This window comes from Micromonospora sp. ATLC16 (genome assembly GCF_057196645.1).
Map to the genome: position 1 here is coordinate 35,142 of NZ_JBXUOW010000036.1, position 24,922 is coordinate 60,063.

General features: G+C 71.1%; 21 protein-coding genes. 14 read left to right on the forward strand and 7 right to left on the reverse strand.

Annotation, left to right across the window (positions count from 1 at the left end; translation table 11 throughout):
• The first annotated feature begins 19 nt into the window (after positions 1-19).
• Positions 20-1,321 (forward strand): NAD(P)/FAD-dependent oxidoreductase, encoded by a 1,302-nt coding sequence (locus AC2CHE_RS16845; RefSeq protein WP_484505830.1) that lies wholly within the window; start codon positions 20-22, stop codon positions 1,319-1,321.
• A 447-nt stretch (positions 1,322-1,768) separates the two neighbouring features.
• Entirely contained in the window at positions 1,769-2,071 is a 303-nt protein-coding gene (locus AC2CHE_RS16850; protein ID WP_484505831.1) for a hypothetical protein, read from the forward strand.
• A 163-nt stretch (positions 2,072-2,234) separates the two neighbouring features.
• On the opposite strand, the gene AC2CHE_RS16855 is transcribed toward AC2CHE_RS16850, so the two are convergent.
• Together AC2CHE_RS16855 and AC2CHE_RS16860 are read right to left on the reverse strand one after the other, a co-directional pair.
• The gene (locus tag AC2CHE_RS16855; protein WP_484505832.1) at positions 2,235-2,576 is read right to left on the reverse strand and encodes an STAS domain-containing protein; all 342 of its coding nucleotides are present in this window, start codon (positions 2,574-2,576) and stop codon (positions 2,235-2,237) included.
• A gap of 65 nt (positions 2,577-2,641) precedes the next feature.
• Positions 2,642-2,983, reverse strand: a complete 342-nt coding sequence (locus tag AC2CHE_RS16860; protein ID WP_484505849.1) for an STAS domain-containing protein — start codon at positions 2,981-2,983, stop codon at positions 2,642-2,644.
• Positions 2,984-3,233: 250 nt separating this feature from the next.
• Here AC2CHE_RS16860 and AC2CHE_RS16865 point away from each other — a divergent pair, with 250 nt between their 5' ends.
• The 3 genes from AC2CHE_RS16865 to AC2CHE_RS16875 all read left to right on the forward strand — a co-directional run bounded on the left by AC2CHE_RS16865 (position 3,234) and on the right by AC2CHE_RS16875 (position 6,680).
• Complete coding sequence (locus AC2CHE_RS16865; protein WP_484505833.1) at positions 3,234-4,988, forward strand: PP2C family protein-serine/threonine phosphatase; 1,755 nt, start codon at positions 3,234-3,236, stop codon at positions 4,986-4,988.
• Positions 4,985-6,031, forward strand: coding sequence for a cobalamin B12-binding domain-containing protein (locus AC2CHE_RS16870; RefSeq protein ID WP_484505834.1), 1,047 nt, complete (start codon positions 4,985-4,987; stop codon positions 6,029-6,031). Before AC2CHE_RS16865 ends, AC2CHE_RS16870 begins: the two co-directional genes overlap by 4 nt.
• 202 nt (positions 6,032-6,233) lie before the next feature.
• Positions 6,234-6,680 carry a response regulator gene (locus AC2CHE_RS16875; protein WP_484505835.1) on the forward strand — a complete coding sequence of 149 codons (447 nt, stop codon included), beginning with the start codon at positions 6,234-6,236 and terminating at the stop codon, positions 6,678-6,680.
• A 40-nt stretch (positions 6,681-6,720) separates the two neighbouring features.
• Here the strand turns inward: AC2CHE_RS16875 and AC2CHE_RS16880 are convergent, their stop codons facing one another.
• The 3 genes from AC2CHE_RS16880 to AC2CHE_RS16890 all read right to left on the reverse strand — a co-directional run bounded on the left by AC2CHE_RS16880 (position 6,721) and on the right by AC2CHE_RS16890 (position 9,336).
• The gene (locus AC2CHE_RS16880; protein ID WP_484505836.1) at positions 6,721-7,575 is read right to left on the reverse strand and encodes a hypothetical protein; all 855 of its coding nucleotides are present in this window, start codon (positions 7,573-7,575) and stop codon (positions 6,721-6,723) included.
• 331 nt (positions 7,576-7,906) lie between these two features.
• Entirely contained in the window at positions 7,907-8,329 is a 423-nt protein-coding gene (locus tag AC2CHE_RS16885) for an OsmC family protein (RefSeq protein WP_484505837.1), read from the reverse strand.
• A gap of 59 nt (positions 8,330-8,388) precedes the next feature.
• On the reverse strand, positions 8,389-9,336 hold the full coding sequence (locus AC2CHE_RS16890) for a serine/threonine-protein kinase (protein ID WP_484505838.1): 948 nt from the start codon (positions 9,334-9,336) through the stop codon (positions 8,389-8,391).
• Positions 9,337-9,499: 163 nt separating this feature from the next.
• Here AC2CHE_RS16890 and AC2CHE_RS16895 point away from each other — a divergent pair, with 163 nt between their 5' ends.
• The 5 genes from AC2CHE_RS16895 to AC2CHE_RS16915 all read left to right on the forward strand — a co-directional run bounded on the left by AC2CHE_RS16895 (position 9,500) and on the right by AC2CHE_RS16915 (position 15,334).
• Complete coding sequence (locus AC2CHE_RS16895; RefSeq protein ID WP_484505839.1) at positions 9,500-9,724, forward strand: hypothetical protein; 225 nt, start codon at positions 9,500-9,502, stop codon at positions 9,722-9,724.
• 314 nt (positions 9,725-10,038) lie between these two features.
• The gene (locus AC2CHE_RS16900; protein WP_210825305.1) at positions 10,039-10,188 is read left to right on the forward strand and encodes a hypothetical protein; all 150 of its coding nucleotides are present in this window, start codon (positions 10,039-10,041) and stop codon (positions 10,186-10,188) included.
• Between the two features lie 10 nt (positions 10,189-10,198).
• On the forward strand, positions 10,199-11,674 hold the full coding sequence (locus tag AC2CHE_RS16905; protein WP_484505840.1) for a class I SAM-dependent methyltransferase: 1,476 nt from the start codon (positions 10,199-10,201) through the stop codon (positions 11,672-11,674).
• Positions 11,671-13,800 carry a sulfatase-like hydrolase/transferase gene (locus tag AC2CHE_RS16910; RefSeq protein WP_484505841.1) on the forward strand — a complete coding sequence of 710 codons (2,130 nt, stop codon included), beginning with the start codon at positions 11,671-11,673 and terminating at the stop codon, positions 13,798-13,800. Before AC2CHE_RS16905 ends, AC2CHE_RS16910 begins: the two co-directional genes overlap by 4 nt.
• Positions 13,801-14,050: 250 nt before the next feature.
• On the forward strand, positions 14,051-15,334 hold the full coding sequence (locus AC2CHE_RS16915) for a citrate synthase (RefSeq protein ID WP_484505842.1): 1,284 nt from the start codon (positions 14,051-14,053) through the stop codon (positions 15,332-15,334).
• A gap of 119 nt (positions 15,335-15,453) precedes the next feature.
• On the opposite strand, the gene AC2CHE_RS16920 is transcribed toward AC2CHE_RS16915, so the two are convergent.
• Together AC2CHE_RS16920 and AC2CHE_RS16925 are read right to left on the reverse strand one after the other, a co-directional pair.
• On the reverse strand, positions 15,454-16,023 hold the full coding sequence (locus AC2CHE_RS16920) for a hypothetical protein (protein ID WP_484505850.1): 570 nt from the start codon (positions 16,021-16,023) through the stop codon (positions 15,454-15,456).
• A 164-nt stretch (positions 16,024-16,187) separates the two neighbouring features.
• Positions 16,188-17,591, reverse strand: coding sequence for a glycosyltransferase family 4 protein (locus AC2CHE_RS16925; protein WP_484505843.1), 1,404 nt, complete (start codon positions 17,589-17,591; stop codon positions 16,188-16,190).
• 357 nt (positions 17,592-17,948) lie between these two features.
• Between AC2CHE_RS16925 and glgX the strand changes: the two genes are divergently transcribed.
• The 4 genes from glgX (at position 17,949) to AC2CHE_RS16945 (ending at position 24,666) form a co-directional block, all read left to right on the forward strand.
• Positions 17,949-20,066 carry a glycogen debranching protein GlgX gene (gene glgX / locus AC2CHE_RS16930; RefSeq protein WP_484505844.1) on the forward strand — a complete coding sequence of 706 codons (2,118 nt, stop codon included), beginning with the start codon at positions 17,949-17,951 and terminating at the stop codon, positions 20,064-20,066.
• A 1-nt stretch (position 20,067) separates the two neighbouring features.
• The gene (gene treY, locus AC2CHE_RS16935) at positions 20,068-22,353 is read left to right on the forward strand and encodes a malto-oligosyltrehalose synthase (RefSeq protein WP_484505845.1); all 2,286 of its coding nucleotides are present in this window, start codon (positions 20,068-20,070) and stop codon (positions 22,351-22,353) included.
• 16 nt (positions 22,354-22,369) lie between these two features.
• Positions 22,370-24,094, forward strand: a complete 1,725-nt coding sequence (gene treZ / locus AC2CHE_RS16940) for a malto-oligosyltrehalose trehalohydrolase (RefSeq protein ID WP_484505846.1) — start codon at positions 22,370-22,372, stop codon at positions 24,092-24,094.
• A gap of 122 nt (positions 24,095-24,216) precedes the next feature.
• On the forward strand, positions 24,217-24,666 hold the full coding sequence (locus tag AC2CHE_RS16945) for a hypothetical protein (RefSeq protein WP_484505847.1): 450 nt from the start codon (positions 24,217-24,219) through the stop codon (positions 24,664-24,666).
• Positions 24,667-24,922: the final 256 nt, after the last annotated feature.

Consider the following 24,922-nt stretch of genomic DNA (forward strand, 5'->3'; position numbering starts at 1 on the left):
TGACGGGAACCGTGCCGGAATGACGAAGCCTCGTGTAGTGATCGTGGGCGCCGGGTTCGCCGGGTACCACGCGGCGAAGACGTTGAGCCGGTTGGCCCGCGGCCGAGCCGAGATCGTCCTGCTGAACTCGACAGATTATTTCCTGTACCTGCCGCTACTGCCGGAGGTGGCGGCGGGGGTGGTGGAGCCGGGCCGGATCGCGGTGCCGCTGGCCGGCGGCCTAAACGGCGTACGGGTGGTCATCGGCGAGGCCGACAGCGTCGACCTGCAGAACCGGTGGATCGGCTTCACCCAGCCGGAGGGCGACCACAATCGGCTGGCGTACGACCGGCTGGTCCTCTCCGTCGGCAGCGTGAACAAGCTGCTACCCATTCCCGGCGTGACCGAGTACGCCCACGGCTTCCGTGGCCTGCCCGAGGCGCTCTACCTGCACGATCACGTGGTCCGGCAGATCGAGCTGGCCGAGCAGGCAGAGGACCCGGCGGAGCAGCAGGCGCGCGCCACGTTCGTGGTGGTCGGTGCCGGCTACACCGGTACCGAGGTGGCCGCGCACGGCGTCCTGTTCACCGACGAACTGGCCGCCCAGCATCCCCGGCTCAAGATCCGGCCGAGGTGGATGCTGCTGGACATCGCCCCACGCGTGCTGCCGGAGATGGACCGGCGGATGTCGGTCACCGCCGACAAGGTGCTGCGGCGGCGCGGGGTCGACGTACGGACGGGCACCTCGGTGGCGGTCGCCACCTCCGACGGGGTCAAGCTCACCGACGGCGAGTACGTGCCCACCTGCTCGCTGGTCTGGTGCGTCGGCGTACGCCCCGACCCGTTCGTGGCGGAACTGGGTCTGCGGACCGAGAGGGGTCGGTTGGTCGTCGACGAGTACCTCAACGTCCCCGGGTTCCCCGAGGTCTACGCCTGCGGCGATGCCGCCGCGGTGCCCGACCTGACCCGGCCCGGCGAGATCTGCACGATGACCGCCCAGCACGCGCAGCGGCAGGGCAAGCAGGCCGCGCGCAACATCGCCGCCTCGTACGGCCAGGGCCGCCGGCGACCGTACAAGCACCACGACCTCGGCTGGGTGGTCGACCTGGGCGGCAAACAGGCCGCGGCGAATCCGTTGAGGGTGCCGCTGTCCGGTTTGCCCGGCAAGGCGGTCACCCGGGCCTACCACCTGCTCGCGATGCCCGGCAACCGGGCCAGGGTGAGCGCGGACTGGTTCCTCGACGCCGTACTGCCGCGGTCGGCGGCACAGCTCGGACTGATCTCCGCCAACGCCGTACCGCTGGAGAGTTCGTCGCCCGAGATGCCGGCGCGGGTCGGCTGACCGCGGGGCCGTCGACTCGGCGGGTCGTGCGGTCGAGGGCCCAGGCCAGCACGAGCACCGTCGACTCGACCCCGACCTTGGCGGTGCGGAAGTCGACCCCGGCGCGGCGGACGACGTCCTCGACCAGGTCGCGGTAGCCCATGGTGGTGGTCCTCGCTGCCTGCACCCCTGGCTCCGGACGGGGCCGAGGGGTCTGCGGGACACCGGCTGACGGGGGAGCGGGACCGCGCATGGTGCACACCTCGCTTCCGCTGGTGTTGGCTGGCCTCGTCGATGGCCTTCCCGGCCGTCCACGGTGCGAAACGATCAGGTCGGCGTGGGGTCGGGCGCTGGTCGCCGCCAGTGGTGCGGCTTCATCCGGCCGGGGTGAGGGCTCGTCACCCGGGCGGGGCCGACGATCGTGGTGGACCGAAGATCTTCCGAGGTACGGCGGAAGGGAAGGTCGTCATGAAGCGGATAGTCGAGATCGTCCCCGCTCGACCCGGTTGGTACGCCCGGTGGCGGATGGCGCCCGAGCGCACCCGCTGTTACCCGGTGAGCCTGTGGGCGCTGTTGGAAGAGGCCGACGGCAGTGGTCGCGAGGTGATCGGCGTCGACTGCGCCGGCCAGTGGCCCGGAGAGCAGGACGACGGGACAGGTGCGGAGTTCGTCCGCTATCTGTTCAAGGCTCCGGATTCCGGTCCACCGGAGGACGTGGAGCCGACCATGCAGCCGCACCGTACGGGTCGGTACCCCGTCCCGGCCTCCTGAGCCATCCTCCGGCCCCCGACCCCTGGTCCCAGGGTCGGGGGCCACCCCTTCGGTGGTCCGCTCACTCGCCGGTCGGTCCTGCATCCTGGCGGGCACCCCGACATCTCGCGGGTTAAGCGCGACCGGGCGCTGGTCCGGCGGCGTCTTCGGCGGCCTGGACGGGTCAGCCGGCCGCCTGCACGTCCCCGGCGGCCAGGGAAAGCTCCAGCAACTCGGTGAGGCCGGTGCGGTCGAGCAGTTGGCGCACGGTGGGGTTGACGCCGGTCAACCGCAGGGGCACCGAGCCGCCCCGATGGGCCACCACGAACGCGCTCAACCCGGAGGAGTCGCACAGCCCCACACCGCTGAGGTCGATGACGAACCGCTGGCAGCCGTCGCGTCGCAGGGTGGCCACGGCGTCGATCAGCTCCGGAGCGCTGTCGAAGTCAAGGTCGCCGGTCAACCGCAACTCGGCCTGACCGGCGTCGCGCCGGTCGACCTCGATGACCAACAGCTGTGCCGACATGCCTACATGCTCCCAGTACGCCGGCCAGACGCAAGTCGCGGGGTGAGAAGTTTTCCCGACGACCGCTACGCGGTGACCGGAGACTGACCGTCCGGCTCGCTGCCGGCCGGCTCGCGGGCCAACAGGCCGGTCACCCCCGTCATGTCGAGGATCGTCTCGAGGAACCGGGGGACTGCCTTCAGCCGCAGTCGGAGGCCGCGTTGCTGGCACTCGCGCCAGGCGTGCACGATGACGCTGAGCCCGGTGCTGTCGATGAACTTCAGGCCACCGAAGTCGAGCACCAGCGTGGCGGGGGCGGCGCTCATCAGCCGGTCGATCTCGGCCCGCAGCGGCGCGGCTGTCGTGTAGGCGAGATCACCGACGACCGTGATCACGGACGCGTCAGGATCAGACCGGTCGACGGACATGCTCAGCGGCGGCGTCTCGGGTCTGCGAGCGTGGGACAGCAACAATCACGCCTTCCGCGGGTGCGGGCGGGTAGGGGCGCTCGGATCGTAACAACCACCTAGCTGGCCCGCCTGTCGGGCGGCCGTGGGTGCCCGGCGGACGGTTGCTCGGGTGGCGGCACCGACAGACCCGCGTAGGCTGGTGTCAGGACGTGGCCATACGTGCTGCTCGAAGCGGCTGCGGATTCGACAAGGAGCGAGGCTCAAGCTGGTGACAGGTGCCGACGTCAGGGACCTCGACTCCGGCGACGGACGGTCTTCCACGCCGAGCGCCGCCGGGGTTCCCGCCTGGCGTCCGACCAGCTCCCGGTCGGCCGCCGCGCTGTCCGCGCTGGAGCGGGCGCAGGGCCAGCTCGCCGTCGACTGGCCCGAGGTCGCCGAGCATCTCCGCGAAGGCGTGGTGGTGTGCGGTCCGGACGGAACCGTACGGCACGTCAGCCCGGTCGCGCAGCGTCTGCTGCCCGAGGTGGTCGTCGGCGGGACGGTCGCGGCGGTTGAGCGGCTGGCCGCGCCCGATCCACACCTGCGTCATCACGGCCGACGGCTTCGGGTGCGTCGAGTCCCGCTGTCCGCCGGGCGTAGCTGCTGGTACGTCGAGGATGTCAGCGACAGCGAGCAGCGCTCCGCGGAACTGGCGGACGAGCGGTCCAGATCGGCCTTCCTCGCCATGGTCGGCGACAAGCTGGGCAACCCGCTGCACCCGGACCGGGCCGCCGCGGCGGTGGTCCGCCTCGCCGTGCCCACCCTCGCCGAGGTGGCGGTGCTGGTGCTGGCGTCCCGGTCCGGACGGGCCCGCTGGTGGCGGGCCAGCCAGGCCGCAGACGAGACACCAACCGTCGATCGCGGAGTGATCGCCGCGACGGCGCTGCCGCCGGCTATCGCCGAGAGCCTGCGGGGTAACCAGCCGCATGCCGTCGACTGGCTGGTCGAGCAGGTCGTCGACGCGGGCTGGCTGCCCGGTGTATCCGCCACCGAGGTGGCTGCCCGTCTGGTGTCGCTGCCGGGCCGGGACTCGCCTGCGGGGGTGCTGCTCGTCGCGCGGGGGACGGGCGGCTGGTACGGCGAGGACGACCTCGACCTGGTCCGGGCCTTCGCCGCCCGGGCCGGCGCGGCGTTGACCACCGCGCTGCTCTACCGCGAACAGGCGGAGGTGGCCGACATGTTGCAGGCCAGCCTGTTGCCGGTCGAGCCGTCGTCGGTGCCGGGCGTGGAGTGGGGTACGGCGTACCGTCCCGCCCAGGCCGGCCTGCGCATCGGCGGTGACTTCTACGGTTCCCATCGGCTGCCCGACGGCGGCTCGGTGTTCTTCCTCGGCGACGTTTCCGGTAAGGGCGTCGAGGCGGCGGTCTTCACCGGGCAGCTGCGGCAGTGCCTGCACGCGTTGCACCGGGTCGAGCAGCAGCCGGCCCGGCTGCTGCGGCTGCTCAACGACGCGCTGCTGGAGACGACCCTGGCGCATGGTCAGGGTCGGTTCGCCACGATGGTGCTGGGCGTGGTCCGTCCGCACCGCGACGGTGGCGTGGGGCTGACGCTGGCCGGCGGCGGGCACCTGCCACCGGTGGTGCTGCGTGCCTCCGGCGAGGTGGAGCAGTTGCCGTTGAACGGCATGCTCATCGGCGTGGTGCCGGATCCGCGCATCGGTCAGGTCTCCACGCGGCTCGCCCCCGGCGAAACCTGCCTGCTCTACAGCGACGGCGTCACGGAGGCGCGCGGCGGCCGGCGGGGCGAGGAGTTGTTCGGCGCCGATCGTCTCGTGCAGGCGCTCAGCGGGTGCCACCGGATGCCGGCGCCGGCGCTGGCCGAGCGGATCGAGCAGGTGACCTACGACTGGTTGGCCCAGCGTGACCACGACGACATCGCGGTGCTCGCGCTGCGCGCCACCGGCGTAGCCGGCCGCCCGCAACGGCATCTGCACGCCGTGCCCACCGTGGCCGGGCCGGACCCTGTGGGGGCGGCGGCCCGGTGACCCTCGCAACGGATGACACCTCGGTAGAAGCTGTCTACCCGGACTATCTGCACTGTCTCGCCGAGGCCGACGAGTACGCCGCCGTCGAGGTGGCGCGCGGGCTGCTCGACGCCGGCTTGGCGGCCGAACGCGTGTTGCTGGATCTGGTCGCTCCGGCGCAGGCCGAGGTGGGGGAGCGATGGGCGCGCAACGAGTGGAGCGTGGCCCAGGAGCATGCGGCGACGCACATCAGCGAGCGGGTGGTGGCGGCGGTCGCCGCGTACACCGACGTGCGCCCGACCCGTCCCCGGATCGTGGTGGCCTGCATGGACGGGGAATGGCACGCGCTGCCGGCGCGACTGGTCGCCGAGGTGCTGCGGCTACGCGGCTGGCAGGTCACCTTCCTGGGCGCCAGCGTTCCCGCCGCGCACCTGGTGTCCTACCTGCACCGGTACGACGCGTACGCGGTGGCACTGGCCTCCGCGTTGCCGATGCGGCTACCGCACGCGCACCGGATGATCGAGGCGTGTCGGCGCTCGGACGTGCCGGTGCTGGTCGGTGGTCGGGGCTTCGGGGTGGACGGCCGGTGGGCTCGACGGCTCGGGGTGCCCTGGGCCGGCAACGCGCCCGCCGCTGCCGAGCTGCTCGGCGACGAGCGGGCCCTGCGTGCGGCGGCGTCTGTCGACCTGGCGCACCTGGCCGACGACGAGTACACCAGCCTGGTGAACCGGCGCGGCGAGTTGATCGACAGCGCCCTGGCCGACCTGGCGCAGCGGTTTCCGGCCATTCGCGACCACACCCCGGCCCAGCTGGACTCGACGGTGAGCGACCTCGGACACATCCTGGATTTCCTGGCCGCGGCCCTCTACGTCGACGACGGCTCGCTGTTCACCGAGTTCATCGAGTGGCTGGTGACCATCCTGGGCAGTCGGAGCGTGCCGGCCGCGACGGTGGACGCGTCGCTGGCACACTACGGCCGGTCGCTGCACGACTTTCCCCGGGCGATGGACTGTCTCCAGCGGGGCCGCGAGGTACTGCCGGTTGTCGTCCGGCAATCTGCCTGACCGCCTGGTGATACGCCTCCCGTCCGGGAGCCCCTATACTTGTCGCGCAGCAAGCATCTGTGCCGTGGCCGGCCAGGTCGGGTCCTCGAGGTCCGCCGCGACTTCGCGGACCCGGCGGTCGTCGACCCGCCGGCGATGGGCTAGATTTCCGCCAGCGCGGGGCCGGCAGGTTCCCGTCCTGGCCGACCTGAGGCAGGTAGAGATGGGCACACGCACCCTCGCTCCGGTTCGCATTCTCGTGGTGGACGACGACCCGGGCGACGTGCTCATGATCGAGGAGGCCCTGGCCACCTCGGACGTCGAGAAGGTGATCGACGTGGTCGCCGACGGTCATGAGGCGATGGAGTTTCTCCGCCGCGAGGGCCGGCACGGCGACGCCCAACGCCCGGACGTGATCCTGCTCGACCTCAACATGCCCCGGATGGACGGGCGTCAGGTGCTGGGCGAGGTGAAGGGTGACGAGAACCTGCGGACGATCCCGATCGTCGTGCTGACCACCTCGAACGCGGACACCGACATCATCAGCAGCTACACGCTCCAAGCCAACGCCTACGTCACCAAGCCGATCGACCTGGACGACTTCAACGACGTGGTGCACCGGATCGACGAGTTCTTCGGTCGGGTGGTCGTGCTGCCCAAGCGGGCCTGACCCGCCGTTGCCGGCGGGTCTGACCCGACCTGCCTCCGGCTCAGGTCAGTGCCGCCACCACGGTGGCGGCCCGGTCCTCGTGCTGGGCGTAGGCGTAGGGAAAGGCGGAGATCTGCACGGCCTGGGCGGCCAGGGTCAGGCTCATCTGCTGCCAGCCGGGCACCTGGAGCAGCGCCTCGTAGAACGCGCGGGCCGCGTACGCCGGCCGCATCAGATTCCGTACGCTGCCCCACCCGCTGCTGGGGCGTTGCTGGAACAACCCGACGGAGTCGTGGTCCCAGCCGACCGCCTGGTGCGGGTAGTTCTGCGACTCGGGCAGCACGCCGCTGGCGTAGTTGAGCAGGGTGCTCTCCTGCATCGCGGTGGCTACCGCGATCACCAGCCCCTGGCGGGGGATGTTCATGTCGACGCCGACGTCCACGATCGCCCTGGCGTTGTCCATCTGCGTCTGGGTCAGCCCGGCGACGGGTCGGGGGCGCGTCGGCCTGGTGGGGGCCCTCTTCTTCGGCTTCGGCTTGGGGGTGGGCGACGGCTTGGCGCTGGGCGAGGCGGTGGGGCTGGCCGGGGCGGGCGTGGGGCTGCGGTCAAAGGATCGGGAGGCCGCCTTCTCCTGGACGGCTAGCGCGCGGTCGGTGAGCGCCTCGGTCACCGGGGGTGGGGGTACCTCCTCGTGGTGCCTGGTGGCCGCGATGGCGGTGGCGCCGAGGCAGCAGGTCACGCCGGTGGCCAGGGCCACCCGGACCGGGGTGGAGGCGAGCACCGAACGAACGCTCCGGCGCGGTGTCGGCACGGCGCGATGTCGCCTGATCGCCCTTTCGGATGAGGTCTCGTCGGCCGAAAGGCTCGCCGGTCGCCCGGGGGTCAGCTTCTGGTCGAAGTCGTCGTCGGGATGCACCCGCCGAGGTTAGAAAGCCAATCCCCGTCTGCCACCGGCCCGGTTGGTGGCATGCGTCACAATTTGCGGCTATCCGCCGGATCATTCTCCGCCCTAGCCCGCATAGCGGTCGAGACCGGCCTATCCGTCGAGGAGTAAATGTCGGAAATAAACGCCCAAAGCAGGACGAAAATGGGATCTTGTAGCCGTCTATCGACCTCTTTGGGCGCCTCCCCCGAACGGGTGAGGCTGAGCTCGACCCAATCGAGCCGGCGCGTGGGGCCGTCGGACCATACGATGCCCTCCGGCGTCGGTACGCCGCAGGAACCCAGCGGTCCAGGTCGCCAGCGGTTCAGTGTCGGCCGTTCTCCGCCGGACTGACGGTGAGCCGGTGCCGGCCGCTGTCCTCGCTGGAGAACGGCCACAGTCGGTCGGCGTGCTCGACCAGTTCGGTGAGTTGCTGTCGACTCAGGCCGACCGACGAGATGGAGGCGTGCACGTCGACCCGGTACCGGCCGTCGTCGTCCCGTCCCAGCTTCGCCTCCGCGCGTACCTGCACGGTGTGCGCCTCGTCGGTGATCCCGCCGGCCGCCTCCACCGCCGCGTGATGCAGGCAGGAGGCGAACGCGGCGGCCAGCAGCTGCGACGGGGTCAGCCCGGTGCAGTGCGGCGCCAGCGGCGAGGCGAGGGCGGTGGACAGCGCCTCGTCGTCGGTGTGGATGTGACCGCCCGCGGCGGTCGCGGCGGCAACCTCGTTCAACCAGGAACTCGGCATCGTGTTCCTCCCGTCACTCCCTGCCGGGCTACCCGGGGCCGGGCGCGTGAAACCGGGAGTCAACCGCCGTGCCGACTCCACTGGGCCAGGGCAGCGGCCTCGGTGACCTCAGCTGCCGCCTGTTCCGTCCACGGGCTCGCCGCCGCTGGCCGCTGCCGTGGCATCAGTGGCTCGTGCATCGGCACGTACACCCGGGCGTCGACCGCCTCGGCGAGCAGCAGCGCGGCCACCAGGCTGCTCGGCCGGCGGGTCGGGTCGTCGGCGAGACAGCGCCGGCACAGATCGGCCACCTCGGCGGGCAGCCCGGACAGCTCAGGCAACGGGCGCGGGGTCCGGTGTCGCCCCTGCCCGAGCAACTGGCTGACGCTGTCCGCCGGGTACGGCAGCCGTCCCGCGAGGCTGTAGTAGAGCAGCACCCCGAGGGCGTAGATGTCGGCCGCCGGAGTCGCCGGGGCCCGGTGCAACTGCTCCGGCGCCAGATACGCGGGCGTACCGATCACGACGTCGTCGGGCGTGGTGTCGGGGGCGCCAGCCGGAGTGGCGATACCGAAGTCGAGCACCTTCACCCCGGACGGGGTGAGCATCACATTGGCTGGCTTGATGTCGCGGTGCACGATGCCGTGGGCATGTGCGGCGGCCAGCGCGGCGCTCACCTCCGCGCAGACGCGTACCGCGATCCGCCAGTCCAGCGGCCCGGTGCGCAGGTGAGCGGCGAGGGTCTGCCCCTCGGCCAGCTCCATCACGATGTACGGCAGCTCGTGCCCCATGCCGGTGTCGCAGCTGCCGAAGTCGTGCACGCTGGCTACGTTGGGGTGCACGAGTCGGGCCGCGGACCTGGCTTCGGAACGGATCCGCTCCACCGAGGCCGTCCCGTCCGGCTGCCCGGGCGACACCAGTTTCACCGCGACGGACCGGTCCAGCACGGCGTCGTACGCCCGCCACACCTCGGACATCCCGCCGATGCCGACGCGCTGTTCGAGCCGGTAGCGCCCGTCCAGCGTACGCATCGACCGCCTCCTACTCTCGTGGTGCCCCGCCACGACCCGCGCGGCCGTGGCCTCGGCACGGTACCCCGGCTCCGATCAGGGCAAACCCGCCTCGGACGGCGGCTGGTGCGTTAGCGTGCGAGCCGGACGCCCGACGGGCCGGGCGGGCTGGAGGCGGAACGTGATGAGTGAGGTGACCGTACGTTTCGTCGGCGGTCCGGCCCACGACCTGGTCCGGTCCTTGCCGGCCGGCCCGGACGGCGCCCCGCCGCGGCTGTGGGTGCTGCGCCGGCCACCGGAGGCGCCGACGCCGGCAGCCGACCATCTCTACGTGCGGCAACGACCCGACGGGTCAAGAACCTGGTCCATGCGCTTCGTCCGGACCGACCCGGTCGGCGTGACCGAGTGACCCCGTGCTGACCTCGCCCGCACAGCTGGCACACAGCAGCCGCACAAGCGGGCCCAAGCGCCCGGCACCACCATGGCAACCATGAGGATCGAGGGCGAGGCGGCGGCTGGCCGGCATGGACAACACGGGCAACCCGTCGCCGTCGAAGATCAAAGCAGGCGAAAACCTCTTGATCGGCAGTGAAGTGTGCCGTTGTGCCCGACAGGGGGCAGATGGCGGCGTACGGTGACACAAGTCCGACCAGACCGCTTGATCCGAAATGTGAGCTACAGCGGTTGGTGTCGGTTTGTGAGGGCAGAGGGAAGGAGCGGTCGGTGAACCACCTGGCCTACCTGGACGCGGGATCCGGCAGCCTGATCGTGCAGGCGGTGGTCGGCGGGATCGCCGGGGTCGCGGTGGCGGCCAAGCTCTACTGGCGCAGGCTCGTCAGCCGGTTCCGCCGCCAGCCCACCGACCAGGGCTGACCCCGACCCGATGGTGATCCCGGACCTTGGCCGGTCGACCCGACCGACCCCCCTGCATGTCGGCCCTCGGCCGGAGCCCGGCTCGTTCCGTGACCCGGCCAACCGGGTGTTCCATGCCGGCGACGAGGTGCTGCGCGCGCTCGACCGGACCGCCGCCGAGGACTGGCGTGCCCTCGCCGCCAGCAGCTTCTTTCCGCCGTTGCTCGCCGCCGGCAAGGTCTGCGGCACCGAGGAACTGCCGGCGGAGTCGCCGTTGCGGGAGCTGCCGGCCGGTCCGGCGTCGTCGGGCTGGGCGACGGTGCTTCGGCACGAGCGCGTTCCGTTCGTCTCACACCCGTACGAGTGGTCGTTCGCCATGCTGCGCGACGCCGCGGTGCTGCACCTGGAGATCCTCCGGGCCGCCCTGCCGGCGGGCTTCACCACGAAGGACGGCTCGGCGTACAACCTCCAGTGGCGCGGCACCGAGCCGGTCTTCATCGACATCGGGTCCTTCACCCCGCTGCGCGACGGTGAACCGTGGGCCGGCTACCGACAGTTCTGCCAGACGTTGCTCTACCCGCTGATGCTCGGCGCCCACCTGGGGCTGGCCTTCCAGCCGTGGCTGCGGGCCCAGGTAGACGGCATCGAGCCGGAGCAGATGGGACCACTGTTCCGGGGTGCCCGTCGGCTGTTGCCCGGGGTGCTCACCCACGTCCACCTGCACGGCTCCGTACAGCGCCGCAGCGCCGCCACCAGCACCTCCGACGTACGCGCCCAGTTGCGCGACGCCGGATACACCCGTGAGCTGGCCGTGGCGACCGTGCGGGGGCTGGAAAAGCTCGTCCGCCGCCTGGATCATCAGCCGGCCGCCACCCACTGGGTCGACTATCAGCACACCTGCGGCTACTCCGGCGACGACCGGGCGGGTAAGGAGCGCTTCGTCGTCGCCGCGCTCGACGCCGCCGGTCGCCGCCGGCTCGTGCTCGACCTGGGCGCCAACGATGGACGGTACGCCCGCCTCGCCGCCCGGCATGCCGACTACGTGGTCGCCGTGGAGCAGGACCCGGCGGTGGTCGACCGGCTGTACCGCACCCTGCGGGGCGCGGGTGAACGGCAGGTGCTGCCGTTGGTGATGGATCTGGCCGATCCGTCCCCCGGCGGTGGCTGGCGCGGCATCGAACGGGCCTCGTTCGCCAGCCGGGCCAACGCGGACACCGTGCTCGCCCTGGCCCTGGTGCACCACCTGGCGATCGGACGCAACGTGCCGCTTCCGGAGGTGCTGGCCTGCCTCGCCGGTCTCGCCGCACCCGGCGGCCGGCTGGTGGTCGAGTTCGTCCACCCGGACGACCCGATGGCGGCCCGGCTGCTGGCGAACAAGCCCGACGGCATCTTCCCCGACTACCGGCGGGACGCCTTCGAGGCCCTGCTCGCCGGCCACGGCACCGTCGAGGACCGGCTGGAGCTGCCCTCGGGTACCCGGACCCTGTACCGGGTGGCGCTTCCGTGACCGACCGCTCCGGCACCGGAGCCGAGGCGAGCAGCCGCGGCGCCGCCCGGACGGGCGCTACCGCCGACGGCGATCCGACGCCTGACGGATCCGCGCTCCCGGGCACCGGGGAGCCGGCCCGCCGCGTACGGCGGTGGTGGGGTTCGGGCGGCTGGCGAGCCGAGGGGCGGCGGCTGCTGGAGGTCACCGCGCTGGTCGGGCTGGTGATCACTCAGCCGTTGCTGGACATCCTCGGCCGCAGTCCGGACTTCTTCCTGTTCCACCGGGCCGACCGGGGCGAGATCCTGCTGCTGGTGGCCCTGGTCGCGGTGCTGCCGACGGTGGCGCTCGGGCTGCCGGGCCTGCTCGCCGGCCTGGCCGGAGCCGCGGTGCGAACGGTCACCCACAGCCTGCTGCTCGGGCTGCTGGTCGCCGCGCTGGCGGTGCAGGTGGGCCGGCACACCACGCCGCTGCGGGGCGTACCGCTGCTGCTGGTGGCGCTGACGGTCGGCGCCGCCGCAGCCATCGCCCACCGCCGCTGGACGGCCCCCGGCCGGGTGCTGCGCCTGGCGGCTGTCGGCCCGGCGATCTTCGTCGGGCTGTTCCTGTTCGCCTCGCCGACCGGGCCGGTGGTGCTGCCGCTGGGCGACGGCGGCGTGGCGGGCACGGCGACCGGCGACCGGCACCCGCCGGTGATCATGCTGATCCTCGACGAGCTGCCGCTGGTCTCCCTGCTCGACGCCGCCGGTGGCGTCGACGCGACCCGGTTCCCGCACTTCGCCGAGCTGGCCGCCGCATCGACCTGGTACCGCAACGCGACCGGGGTCAGCGGATGGACCCCGTACGCGCTGCCGGCGATGCTGACCGGCCGCTACCCGGCGGAGCCGTACGCCCCGCACTACTCGCACTACCCGGACAACCTCTTCACCGCCTTCGGCGGGCTGTACGACATCCGCGCCGAGGAGAGCATCACCCGGCTCTGCCCACCGAGCCGCTGCGAGCAGCCGGTCACCCCGGAACAGGGGATCGGCGTGCTGGTCCGCGAGACGGCACAGCTGCTGCGCCAGGTGACCGCGCCGCACGACAGCCGGATCGACCCGGAGGACTCCTACCGTGAACGCACCGCCGAGGAGGCCGGCATCGACGCCGCCGAGCCGGTGCCGACCGACCCGAAGTTCCGCTGGGACAGTCTCAACGCCAACCAACCGGCCCGGTTCACCAGCTTCCTCGCCGGCCTGACCCCGTCGGCACGACCGACCCTGCACTTCCTTCATCTGCTGATGCCGCACTCGCCGTGGGCGTTCCTGCCGTCCGGGGCGCGGTACGAGGCCCCGGAGGACTTCCCGAACGAGGGTGACGGCTGGGTGCACCTGGCCCGCGCCCGGCATCTCGCCCAGCTCGGCTACACCGACCGACTGATCGGCGAGACGATGCGTACGCTGCGCGTCAGCGGCCTGTGGGACGAGGCGCTCGTGGTGGTCACCGCCGACCACGGGGTCAGTTTCACCAAGGGTGTGCAGGGGCGCGGCGAGGACGCGATCCGGGCCGCCGCCGACGAGGTGGCCTGGGTGCCGCTGTTCGTCAAGACACCCGGCCAGCACGGCGGGCGGGTGGACGACCGCAACTGGCAACACGTCGATCTGCTGCCGACGGTCGCCGACGAGGCCGCCATCCGGCTGCCCTGGCGAGTCGACGGTCGTTCCGTCCGGCAGCCGCCCCGCGCCGACCCGGGCAAGGTCTTCTACGACCGGCCGTCCCAACCGGTGCCGATCAGCGGCGGAGTACCGGCCGCGCCACCACCGGCGGCACCGCATCGGCTGGTCGGCACCGCCGTGGGCGCGGTGCCGACCGCCGGCAGCGCCCGGGTCGGTGGGCTGGACGCCTTCCGCGCCGTCGATCCCGACGAGGGTGTGCTGCCCGGCATGATCTGGGGCACCGTCGACGACGACATCCCCGACGGCACCGAACTGGCGGTGGCCGTCAACGGCACCGTCGCGGCGGTGGTCCCGGTGGTCGCTCCGGACCCCGGCGGCCGACGCTTCGCGGCGTTGCTCGCCGACGACCGGCACTTCCGGGCCGGCGCCAACCGCCTCGACCTCTACCTGGTCGGCCAGGACGGCCGGCTTCGTCAGCTGTCGATCTCCTGACCGGTCCGTCGGGGCCGCCGAGGTCGGCACGCACGCCGGTCCGCGATCCTTCCTCGTCCCGCCTCTTTGCGCGCTACGTGTGCCTTTCATGCCTGTCCGTCCCGGTCGTCGGGGTTTCCCGGCGCTTCGGTCGGGAATCGGGTGACGCATGCCTCACCGCCGAACCACGAGCGGCGGTGTTGCCGCCACCGCAATTACGGTAGAAGCGAAGGCAATTCAACGTAGATCTGCCGGCGAAGCGAGGAACCACATGACGGAAGTCAAGCTCGATCACCCCGGCGGGCAGCTGTCGATGCCGGTGCATTCCGCGGTCGAGGGCCCCGCCGGGATCGGTGTGGGCAAGCTGCTGAAGGAAACCGGGCTGACGACGTACGACCCGGGGTTCGTCAACACCGCCGCCTGTTCGTCCGCGATCACCTACATCGACGGTGACGCGGGCATCCTGCGTTACCGGGGCTACCCGATCGATCAGCTGGCCGAGAAGAGCTCCTTCCTGGAGGTCTCCTACCTGCTGATCTACGGTGAGCTGCCGACCACTCAGGAGCTGACCGAGTTCACCGAGCGGATCCGTCGGCACTCGTTGCTGCACGAGGAGATGCGGCGCTTCTTCGACGGCTTCCCCCGGGAGGCCCACCCGATGGCGGTGCTCTCCTCCGCCGTCAGCGCCATCTCCACCTTCTACCAGGACAGCCTCGACCCGTTCGACGCCGAGCACGTGGAGATGTCCACGGTCCGGCTGATGGCGAAGGTGCCGACCATCGCCTCGTACGCGTACAAGAAGGCGATCGGGCAGCCGTTGCTGTACCCGGAGAACTCGCTGGGCTACGTGGAGAACTTCCTGCGGATGACGTTCGGTGTGCCGGCGGAGCCGTACGAGGTCGACCCGGTGATCGCCCGGGTGCTGGACATGCTCTTCGTGCTGCACGCCGACCACGAGCAGAATTGCTCCACCTCGACGGTGCGGCTGGTGGGCTCGAGCAACGCCAACCTGTTCGCCTCCGTCTCGGCCGGCGTCAACGCGCTGTTCGGCCCGCTGCACGGCGGCGCCAACCAGTCGGTGCTGGAGATGCTGGAGCGCATCCAGGCCGACGGCGGTGACGTGCAGTCGTTCGTCCGCAAGGTGAAGGACCGCCAGGACGGCGTCAAGCTGATGGGCTTCGGCCACCGGGTCTACAAGAACTACGACCCGCGGGCCGCGATCGTGAAGAAGGCGGCCCAGGACGTGCTCGGCCGGATGGCCAAGCCGGATCCGCTGCTGGACATCGCGATGCAGCTGGAGGAGATCGCGCTGGCCGACGACTTCTTCGTCTCGCGCAAGCTCTACCCGAACGTCGACTTCTACACCGGCCTGATCTACAAGGCCATGGGCTTCCCGACGAAGATGTTCACCGTGCTGTTCGCCCTGGGGCGGCTGCCGGGCTGGATCGCCCAGTGGCGCGAGATGATCAACGACCCGGAGACCAAGATCGGCCGGCCACGGCAGGTCTACGCCGGTGCCACCGAGCGGAACTACCTCCCCGTCGAGCAGCGCTGACCACGGGCAGCCCGACGCCGCCCGCACGACGACGGCCGCCGCACCCGGATCACGGGTACGGCGGCCGTCGTCGTGCCACCTTCAGTGCGCCGGATGACCGTCGTCGTCGACGTCGCGGGTCAGCCGACGGCGGCCTTCAGCACCCAGGACGCCAGCCGGGGACGGCCGGGCAACTCGATCCGGCCGGTGCACCAGAGCAGCACATCGACCGGATCCCCCGCCGGGGCCTGCGGAAAGAGCCGGGCGAGCACCGTCGCGCACAGTGCCGCCGGTGGCCGCCAGTCGATCCCGAGCCCCTGGGTGATGTCCCAGGTGTGCACCAGCGTCTCGCTGACCCCGAGTGCGGCGAAGCCACCCGGGTCGGTCGGCCCCCAGTGCCAGCCACGGGCGGCCGGTTCCGCAGCGCCGACCGCGTCGCTCAACAGTCGCCCGCAGGCGGTGACCACGGCGAGGACGTCGCGCGGTGCGGCGTCATCCCGGACGACCAGGTCGAACGGCAGGTACGCCTCAACCGGGCGGGCTGCGACCTGACCCGCGTACGCCAGCAGGTCGTGAGCGACGTGTACCGCCGTCGTCCAGCAACTCCACTCCAGGCTCCCCGCCCGGTGTGCCCGCCAGTCCCGGGACACGTGCGGCGTGAGCACCCTCACCATCTCGGTCACCGCCAGGTCGACATCGCCACTGTCCATTCCTGCCATGTCCACATTCTGTCAGCCGACCCGCTGGCCTGGCCCGACGATGACCACGCGCGGCTGACCTACGCGAGCGGCGCCCCGGTGGGGGTCAGCGCCCCGCCCCGACCCGGCCAGGGACCGGGGCGGGCGCGACGGAGGCGCGTCAACGGAGGCAGCGGTCAGCGCAGGCCGGCGGCGGCGAGCAGGTTGCCCTCCGGGACAGCCGGGAGGGCCCGCCCGTGCGCCATCTGCTGCGCCGCGCGTTCGGCGGTGAACGTCGGTGCCTGGGCGATCGCCGAGGCGTACGCCGAGGCGGTGCGGCTGGCGATGGCGGCCCAGCCGTACTGCTCGTGCACCATCACGCGGGCCCGGCGGGCCAGCGTCCGGGCGCGTTCGGTGTCAGCGAGCAGGGTGTGCACCGCGTCGGTCAGCGCGTCCGGATCGTGCGGCCGGAAGGTCACGCCGGTGACGCCCGGCTGGACGATCTCGGCCAGCCCACCGGTCTGGGCGACCGCGAGCGGCGCACCAGCGGCGGCGCCCTCCAGGGCGACCATCCCGAACGGCTCGTAGATGCTGGGCACGGCGAAGCAGTCCGAGGCGGCCATCACCGCGGGCAGGTCGGTGCCACCGAGGAAACCGGGCAGGCTGACCGTGTCGTGGAGGCCGAGCCGGTGCACGTCGGCCTCCAGCTCACCCCGGTACGGGCCGTCGCCGACGATCACCGCACGCAGCCCCGGGTGCCGCTCGCGCAGCCGGGGCAGCCCGGCGATCAGGTGCTGCACGCCCTTTTCGTACACCAGCCGGCCGGCGAACGTGACAAGCGGGCCGTTCCCGGCGAACCGGGCGCGCGCCTTCACCACGGCGGCGGCGGAGACCCGCCACCGGTGCGGCTCGACCCCGTTGGGCACCACGTCGACCCGGTCGTTCGGCACGCCGAACAGGCCGGTCACCTCGTTGCGCATGTAGCCCGAGCAGACGATCACCCGGTTCGACTCGCCGCCCAGCCAGTGTTCGACGCCGTGGATGGTGCGGTTCATCTCGTCGGGTAGCCAGCCCTGGTGTCGGCCGGCTTCGGTGGCGTGGATGGTGGTGACGAGGGGGAGGTCGAGGTGGTCTCGCAGGGTGATGGCGGTGTGGGCGACGAGCCAGTCGTGGGCGTGGATGAGGTCGTAGTGTTCGGTGGCGGCGGCGCGGAGGGCGGCGCGGGTGAGGGTGTGGTTGAAGGCCATGGTCCAGGCCAGTAGTGATCCGGTGGCCAGTGGGAAGGTGACGGGGTCTTCGGCGGCGCGGACGACGCGTACGCCGTCGACGTATTCCTCCAGGGGTGCGTCGTCGGTGTGGCGGGTGACGACGGTGACGTGGTGACCGGCGGCGACCAGCGCCACCGACAGGGCGTGCACGTGCCGACCCAGGCCGCCCACGAGCACCGGCGGGTACTCCCACGACAGCATCAGGATGCGCCGGGTCTGCGACCCGGCGGTCGGGCCCGACAGCGTCGGGACCTGGGGTCGCGAGGTGAGCGTGGGGCGGTGGACGCGGTCCGGAGCGGTGGCGGTACGTCCGCCGACCCGCAGGGTGGTCACATCAGTCTCCGTCCGTGCAGGGAGGAGCGCGCCGACATCGGTGGCGGCGAGCGGGCAGGGTTGGGTTCCGGACACGCGTGAACGCGCCAGCGGTGCGAGGATCTGATAAGCGCGCGCACTGCGCGCCCGCGGACAAGGAAACGTCATGACGGCCGATCCCGCATCTAGAACAGGGCAACAGTGACCGACGACACCGCAGGGTTCATCCCGGCTTAGTCGGGCGGATACCGTTGCATCCCACCCGATCGGATGGATTGCCGGTGGACGGTGCGGGGCATTACCACCGTGCGTATCACCGGGTTGCTCCGGCGGGTGCGCTCATGGGCGTGCTCATGACATGTGGGCCGAAGGAGCGAAATGCAGGTCTGGCCGGGCGAGCGGTACCCCCTCGGGGCCACCTACGACGGGATGGGCACCAACTTCGCGATCTTCTCCGAGGTCGCGGAGAAGATCGAACTCTGCCTCTTCGACGAGTGGAACCTGGGCCACGAGCGCCGGGTCGAACTGCGGGAGGTCGACGCGTACGTCTGGCACGCCTACATCCCGGGAATCGGGCCGGGACAGCGGTACGGCTACCGCGTGCACGGCCCGTACGATCCGGCCAACGGGCTGCGTTGCAACCCGGCCAAGCTGCTCATCGACCCGTACGCCAAGGCCATCGACGGTGACGTGCGGTGGGATCCGGCGGTCTACGACTACACCCACGGCGACCCGGAGCGGATCAACACCGACGACTCGGCGCCGTACATGCCGAAGTCGGTGGTGGTGAACCCGTACTTCGACTGGGGCAACGACGCGCCGCCGCGCATCCCGTACCACCACTCGGTCATCTACGAGGCCCACGTACGCGGGCTGACCATGCGGCTGCCCGGCATCCCCGAGGAGCTGCGCGGCACGTACGCCGGCATCGCCTCGCCGTCGATGATCGAGCACCTGACCCGGCTCGGCATCACCGCCATCGAGCTGATGCCGGTGCACCAGTTCGTCAACGACCACCGCCTGACCGACCTGGGCCTGCGCAACTACTGGGGTTACAACACCGTCGGCTTCTTCGCGCCGCACCACGCCTACTCGGCCCTGGGGCACCTCGGCCAGCAGGTGCAGGAGTTCCGGGGCATGGTCAAGGCGCTGCACGCCGCCGGCATCGAGGTGATCCTCGACGTGGTTTACAACCACACCGCAGAGGGCAACCACCTTGGCCCCACGTTGAGCTTCAAGGGGGTCGACAACCCCAGCTACTACCGGCTCTCCGAAGAAGACCGGCGCTACTACGTCGACTACACCGGCACCGGCAACAGCCTCAACGTCCGCAGCCCCCACTCCCTGCAACTGATCATGGATTCGTTGCGGTACTGGGTGACCGAGATGCACGTCGACGGCTTCCGTTTCGACCTGGCCGCCACGTTGGCCCGCGAGTTCTACGACGTGGACCGGCTCTCCACCTTCTTCGAGGTGGTGCAGCAGGACCCGGTGGTCAGCCGGGTGAAGCTGATCGCCGAACCGTGGGACGTCGGCCCCGGCGGCTACCAGGTCGGCAACTTCCCGCCACAGTGGACCGAGTGGAACGGCAAGTATCGGGACACGGTCCGCGACTTCTGGCGTGGCGAGCCGGCCACCCTCGCCGAGTTCGCCTCCCGCATCTCCGGCTCCGCCGACCTCTACCAGGATGACGGCCGCCGTCCCTTCCACAGCATCAACTTCGTCACCTGCCACGACGGGTTCACCCTGAACGACCTGGTGTCCTACAACGACAAGCACAACGAGGCCAACGGCGAGGACAACCGCGACGGCGAGAGCCACAACCGCTCCTGGAACTGCGGCGTCGAGGGCGACACCGACGACCCGGGCGTACTCGGCCTGCGCGCCCGCCAGCGCCGCAACTTCATCGCCACCCTGCTGCTGTCGCAGGGCGTACCGATGATCGGCCACGGCGACGAACTGGGCCGCACCCAGCGGGGCAACAACAACGCCTACTGCCAGGACAGCGAACTGGCCTGGATCGACTGGGACAACGTCGACGCCGGACTGCTCGACTTCACCCGCCGGCTGGTGGCGTTCCGCCGCCAGCACCAGGTGTTCCAGCGTCGCCGCTTCTTCACCGGCCTGACCGTGCGCGGCCGCGAGGTCGACGAGCCGCTGCCCGACCTGGCCTGGTACACCCCGGACGGCCGGGAGATGACCGGCGAGGACTGGGGCAACGACTTCGGTCGCTCGGTGGCGCTGTTCGTCAACGGTGAGGGCATCCGCGAACGCGGCCAGTACGGCCAACGCCACCACGACGACTCGTTCTGGCTCTGCTTCAACGCCCACGACGCACCGCTGGACTTCACCCTCCCGCCGGCCGAGTTCGGCCACCGCTGGGAACTGGTGATCAGCACCGCCGAACCGGATCATGACAAGGGCACCACCGTGGAGGCCGGCGACACGCTCTGCGTACCGGACCGCTCCCTGGTGGTGCTGGAGAGGGTGGCCTGAGATGCCCGCCAAGCCCGTCGGTGCCACCTACCGGGTGCAGGTACGCCCCGGCTTCGACCTGGACGCCACCGCCGGTCTCGCCGGCTACCTCGCCGACCTCGGCGTCACCCACCTCTACAGCGCGCCGCTGCTGGCCGCCGCCCCGGGCAGCGCGCACGGCTACGACGTCGTCGACCACCGGCAGGTCAACCCGGAAATCGGCGGTGAGGCGGGCCGGCAGCGGCTGCTGCGGGCGCTGCGGGACGCCGGCCTCGGCCTGGTCGTGGACATCGTCCCCAACCACGCCGGAGTGGCCGTGCCAATGGCCAACCCGCCCTGGTGGGACGTGCTGCGCCGGGGCCGCGAGTCGGCGTACGCCGGCTGGTTCGACATCGACTGGCAGCGGGGCCGGCTGCTGCTGCCGGTGCTCGCCGACACCCCCGACGCGCTGGACGACCTCGAGCTCGCCGACGGGGAACTGCGCTACCACGAGCACCGCTTTCCGATCGCCGACGGCACCGGCGACGGCACCGCCCGCGAGGTGCACGACCGGCAGCACTACGAGCTGGTCTCCTGGCGACGCGGGGACACCGAGCTGACGTACCGCCGGTTCTTCGCCGTCTCCAGCCTGGCCGGGCTGCGGGTGGAGGACCCGGACGTGTTCGCCGCCACCCACGAGCTGATCCTGGCCTGGGCGGCGGCCGGTGAGGTCGACGGCATCCGGGTCGACCACCCCGACGGGCTACGCGACCCCGCCGGCTACCTGGCCCGGCTGCGGGAAGCCGCCCCCGAGGCATGGCTGATCGTGGAGAAGATCCTGGAGTACGGCGAGGAACTGCCGGCCTGGCCGGTCGACGGCACCACCGGCTACGACGCGCTGGGCGCCGTCGGCGGGCTCTTCGTCGACGGTGACGCCGAAGCCGACTTCACCGCCCTGGACACCCGCCTCGCCGGCCGGGCCACCTCCTGGGCCGACCTGACCCACGACACGAAGCTCGGTGCCGCCACCCGGCTGCTGGCCGCCGAGCTGAGCCGGCTGACCGTGCTCGCCCCCGACGTCGAGCCCGACGCGGCCCGCGCCGCCCTGGCCGAACTCGCCGCCGCCTTCGCCGTGTACCGGGGCTACCCGCCCGACGGTGCCCGGCACCTGGCCAACGCCCGCGCCGAGGCCGGCCGCCGCCGCACCGACCTGACCGGCGCGCTGGACGAGATCACCCGCCGACTCCGCGACCCCGACGACGAACTGGCCCGCCGCTTCCCGCAGTTCACCGGCGCGGTGATGGCAAAGGGCGTCGAGGACACCGCCTACTACCGGTGGAGCCGGTTCATCGCGCTCAACGAGGTCGGCGGCAGCCCCACCCACTTCGGCACCCTGCCCGGCCGGTTCCACCGCTTCGCCGCCGCCCGCCACGAGCGCTGGCCGGCGAGCATGACCACCCTGTCCACCCACGACACCAAACGCGGCGAGGACGTCCGCGCCCGCCTCGCCGTCCTCGCCGAACTGCCACAGCGCTGGGCCGAGGCGGTCACCCGTTGGAGCGCCGCGGTGCCGTTGCCCGACGCCGCCCTGGCGCACCTGCTGTGGCAGACCGCCGTCGGTGCCTGGCCCATCGAGCGTGAGCGCCTGCACGCGTACGCGGAGAAGGCCGCCCGGGAAGCGGCGGCCTCGACCAGTTGGACGGATCCCGACCCGGCCTTCGAACGGGCCATGCACGCCCTGGTCGACGCCATGTACGACGACCCGGCCGTCAGCTCGGAGCTGGCCGCCCTCGCCGCCGAGATCACCCCGCCCGGCTGGTCGAACTCGCTGGGGCAGAAGCTCGTGCAACTGGCCATGCCCGGGGTGCCCGACACCTACCAGGGCACCGAGCTGTGGGACAACTCCCTGGTAGACCCCGACAACCGCCGTCCGGTCGACTTCGCCGTACGCCGGGAACTGCTGGCCCGGCTCGACGCCGGCTGGCAGCCGCCGGTGGACGAGACCGGCGCGGCGAAACTGCTGGTGGTGTCGCGGACCCTGCGGGCGCGCCGCGACCACCCGGAGCTGTTCGGCGACTACCAGCCGCTCATCGTGCACGGCCCGACGGCCCGGCACGCCGTCGCCTTCGACCGGGGTGGTGCGGTCGCCGTGGCCACCCGGCTGCCGTTGCGGCTGGCGGCGGCCGGCGGCTGGCGGGACAGCACCCTGTCACTACCCGCTGAAGAGATGTCGTGCCTGTTCACCGGTCGGGTCTACAGTGGCTCTCGGGTCCGCCTCGCGGACCTGTTGACCACCTATCCGGTCGCGCTGCTGGTGCCTACCACCTGACCCGGGAGGCTGCGTCATGACCGAGTTCACCGTCTGGGCGCCCGAGGCGACACGGGTACGGCTGCACCTGCCGGGTGCGGCGGACCACGAGATGCGCGCCGGCCGGGACGGCTGGTGGCGGGTCGAGGTGCCGGACGCCGGCACCGACTACGCGTTCCTGCTCGACGACGACGACCAGCCGCTGCCCGACCCCCGGTCGGCCCGGCAGCCGTCCGGGGTGCACGCGCCCAGCCGGATCTACGACCACGCGGCCTTCCGCTGGACCGACGACGGGTGGACCGGCCGGCAGCTGCCCGGCAGCATCCTGTACGAGCTGCACGTCGGCACCTTCACCCCGGAAGGCACCTTCGACGCGGCGATCGGCAAACTCGATTACCTGGTCGACCTGGGTGTCGACCTGGTCGAGCTGCTGCCGGTCAACGCCTTCAACGGGGAACACAACTGGGGCTACGACGGCGTCTGCTGGTACGCCCCGCACGAACCCTACGGCGGGCCGGACGGCCTGAAACGGTTCGTGGACGCCGCCCACGCTCGCGGACTGGGGGTGATCCTCGACGTCGTCTACAACCATTTCGGGCCCTCCGGGGCCTACGCGCCGAAGTTCGCGCCGTACCTCGCCGAGCGCAGCACCCCCTGGGGCAACGCCGTCAACCTGGACGGACCGCACTCCGACGGGGTGCGCCGCTTCATCATCGACAGCGTGCTCATGTGGCTGCGCGACTACCACGTCGACGGGCTGCGCCTGGACGCCGTACACGCCATGCCCGACACCCGCGCCGTGCATCTGCTGGAAGAGATCGCCGTCGAGGTCGAATCGCTTTCTGTTCATGTGAATCGCCCGCTGTCCCTGATCGCCGAATCCGACCTCAACGACCCCCGGCTGATCACTCCCCGGGAGGCCGGCGGCCACGGCCTGCACGCCCAGTGGAACGACGACGCCCACCACGCCCTGCACACCCTGCTCACCGGGGAGCGGCAGGGCTACTACGGCGACTTCGGCACCATGGAGTGCCTGGTGGCGGTGCTCACCGGCGGCTTCTTCCACACCGGCACCTGGTCTAGCTTCCGCAGCCGCCAACACGGCCGCCCGGTCGACCCGCGCACGCCCGGCCACCGCTTCGTCGCGTACCTGCAGAACCATGACCAGATCGGCAACCGCGCGGTTGGCGACCGCCTCTCGGCCTCGCTGTCGCCGGCGATGTTGCGGGTGGGGGCGGTGCTGCTGATGACCGCGCCGTTCACGCCGATGCTGTTCATGGGGGAGGAGTGGGCCGCCTCGACGCCCTGGCAGTACTTCACCTCGCACCCGGAGCCGGAACTGGCCACCGCCGTGGTCACCGGCCGTCGCGCGGAGTTCGCCGCCCACGGCTGGCCACCCGGCGACGTGCCGGACCCGCAGGACCCGCAGACCTTCCTCCGGTCCCGGCTCGACTGGGCCGAGCTGGACAAAGCCGAACACCGCGAGATGTACGACTTCTACCGGCGGCTCATCGCGCTCCGCAAGTCCCGCCCGGAGCTGTCGGATCCACACCTGTCCGCGGTAGAGGTACGCCACGGCGACCAGTTCCTGGTGATGCGGCGGGGTGGCTGCCTGGTCGCGGCGAACCTGGCCGGCAAACCCCAGCGGGTAACGATGCCAGGGGTGGCCCGGCGGGTGCTGCTGGCCACGGGCAGCGGCGTTACCGTGCAGCGCGACCGGATCGAACTACCAGCCGAAACAGCAGCCATCGTCGCATTGTGAGTCGAAAGACCCGAACCGGTGATGCTGACATAAATCGTTGCTGTCACCATCCTGACAGTCGACTTGACCTTCTAGCGAAAGCTAGTTGGCTTGCGTCGGTTAGCTTGGGATGAGCCGGTGCTTTGGAGGTCGATATGGCCGGGATGCTCTACTATCCTTTTGCGAATGCGCCCCGGTCGGTTTTACAGCGGGCGATCCTTTATTGGGATAATCTTGCGACGGTCGTGGCTCCAGGGTGGGAAGCCAGGCTGAGCGCGTGGATGCGAGAGGTTCAGGATGCGGGCCTCTATCGACCACTCGAAGCCAATCGTGCATTCGGCCCCTACGCGCTCCACGAGATCGAAGGGGAAATTGAACGTGCGCTGAGAAAGATTCCGACCGACGATCTGCTGCCGCCAACGGTACGGCCAGACGGCGAATTCAGTACGCTCCACGTCGAGAAGCTGCATGGCAGCGTCGTCGATGAACTGCTGCAACGGCAGTTGGTTTATCCTCACCCGGACAGCCCTCCCGGCTGGTGGCCGCGCCCGCCTTGCTCAACGTCGTGGTCAGCATTATCGCCGGAAGAATAGCAACCGAGCACAATGATCGGTCCGGCTGTATGGCAGGGCCCCGGAGTAGTCCGCGAATGTCCTTTTTGGCCTGACGTCGTCCTGACCTCGATCCGTCAGAGGGTGTGGCTCCCTGCCTGACCGTTTTGGCTTGACCGTTTTGTCCGCTAGGTTTGGGTGTGGGATCGCCACGTGTCGCTGTGGGCGCGCGAGGTCTCCGGGCTCTCGAAGAGCGGCCTTTCTGCTGGTAGGTGCAGGGATTCGGGTCAGGTGGCCG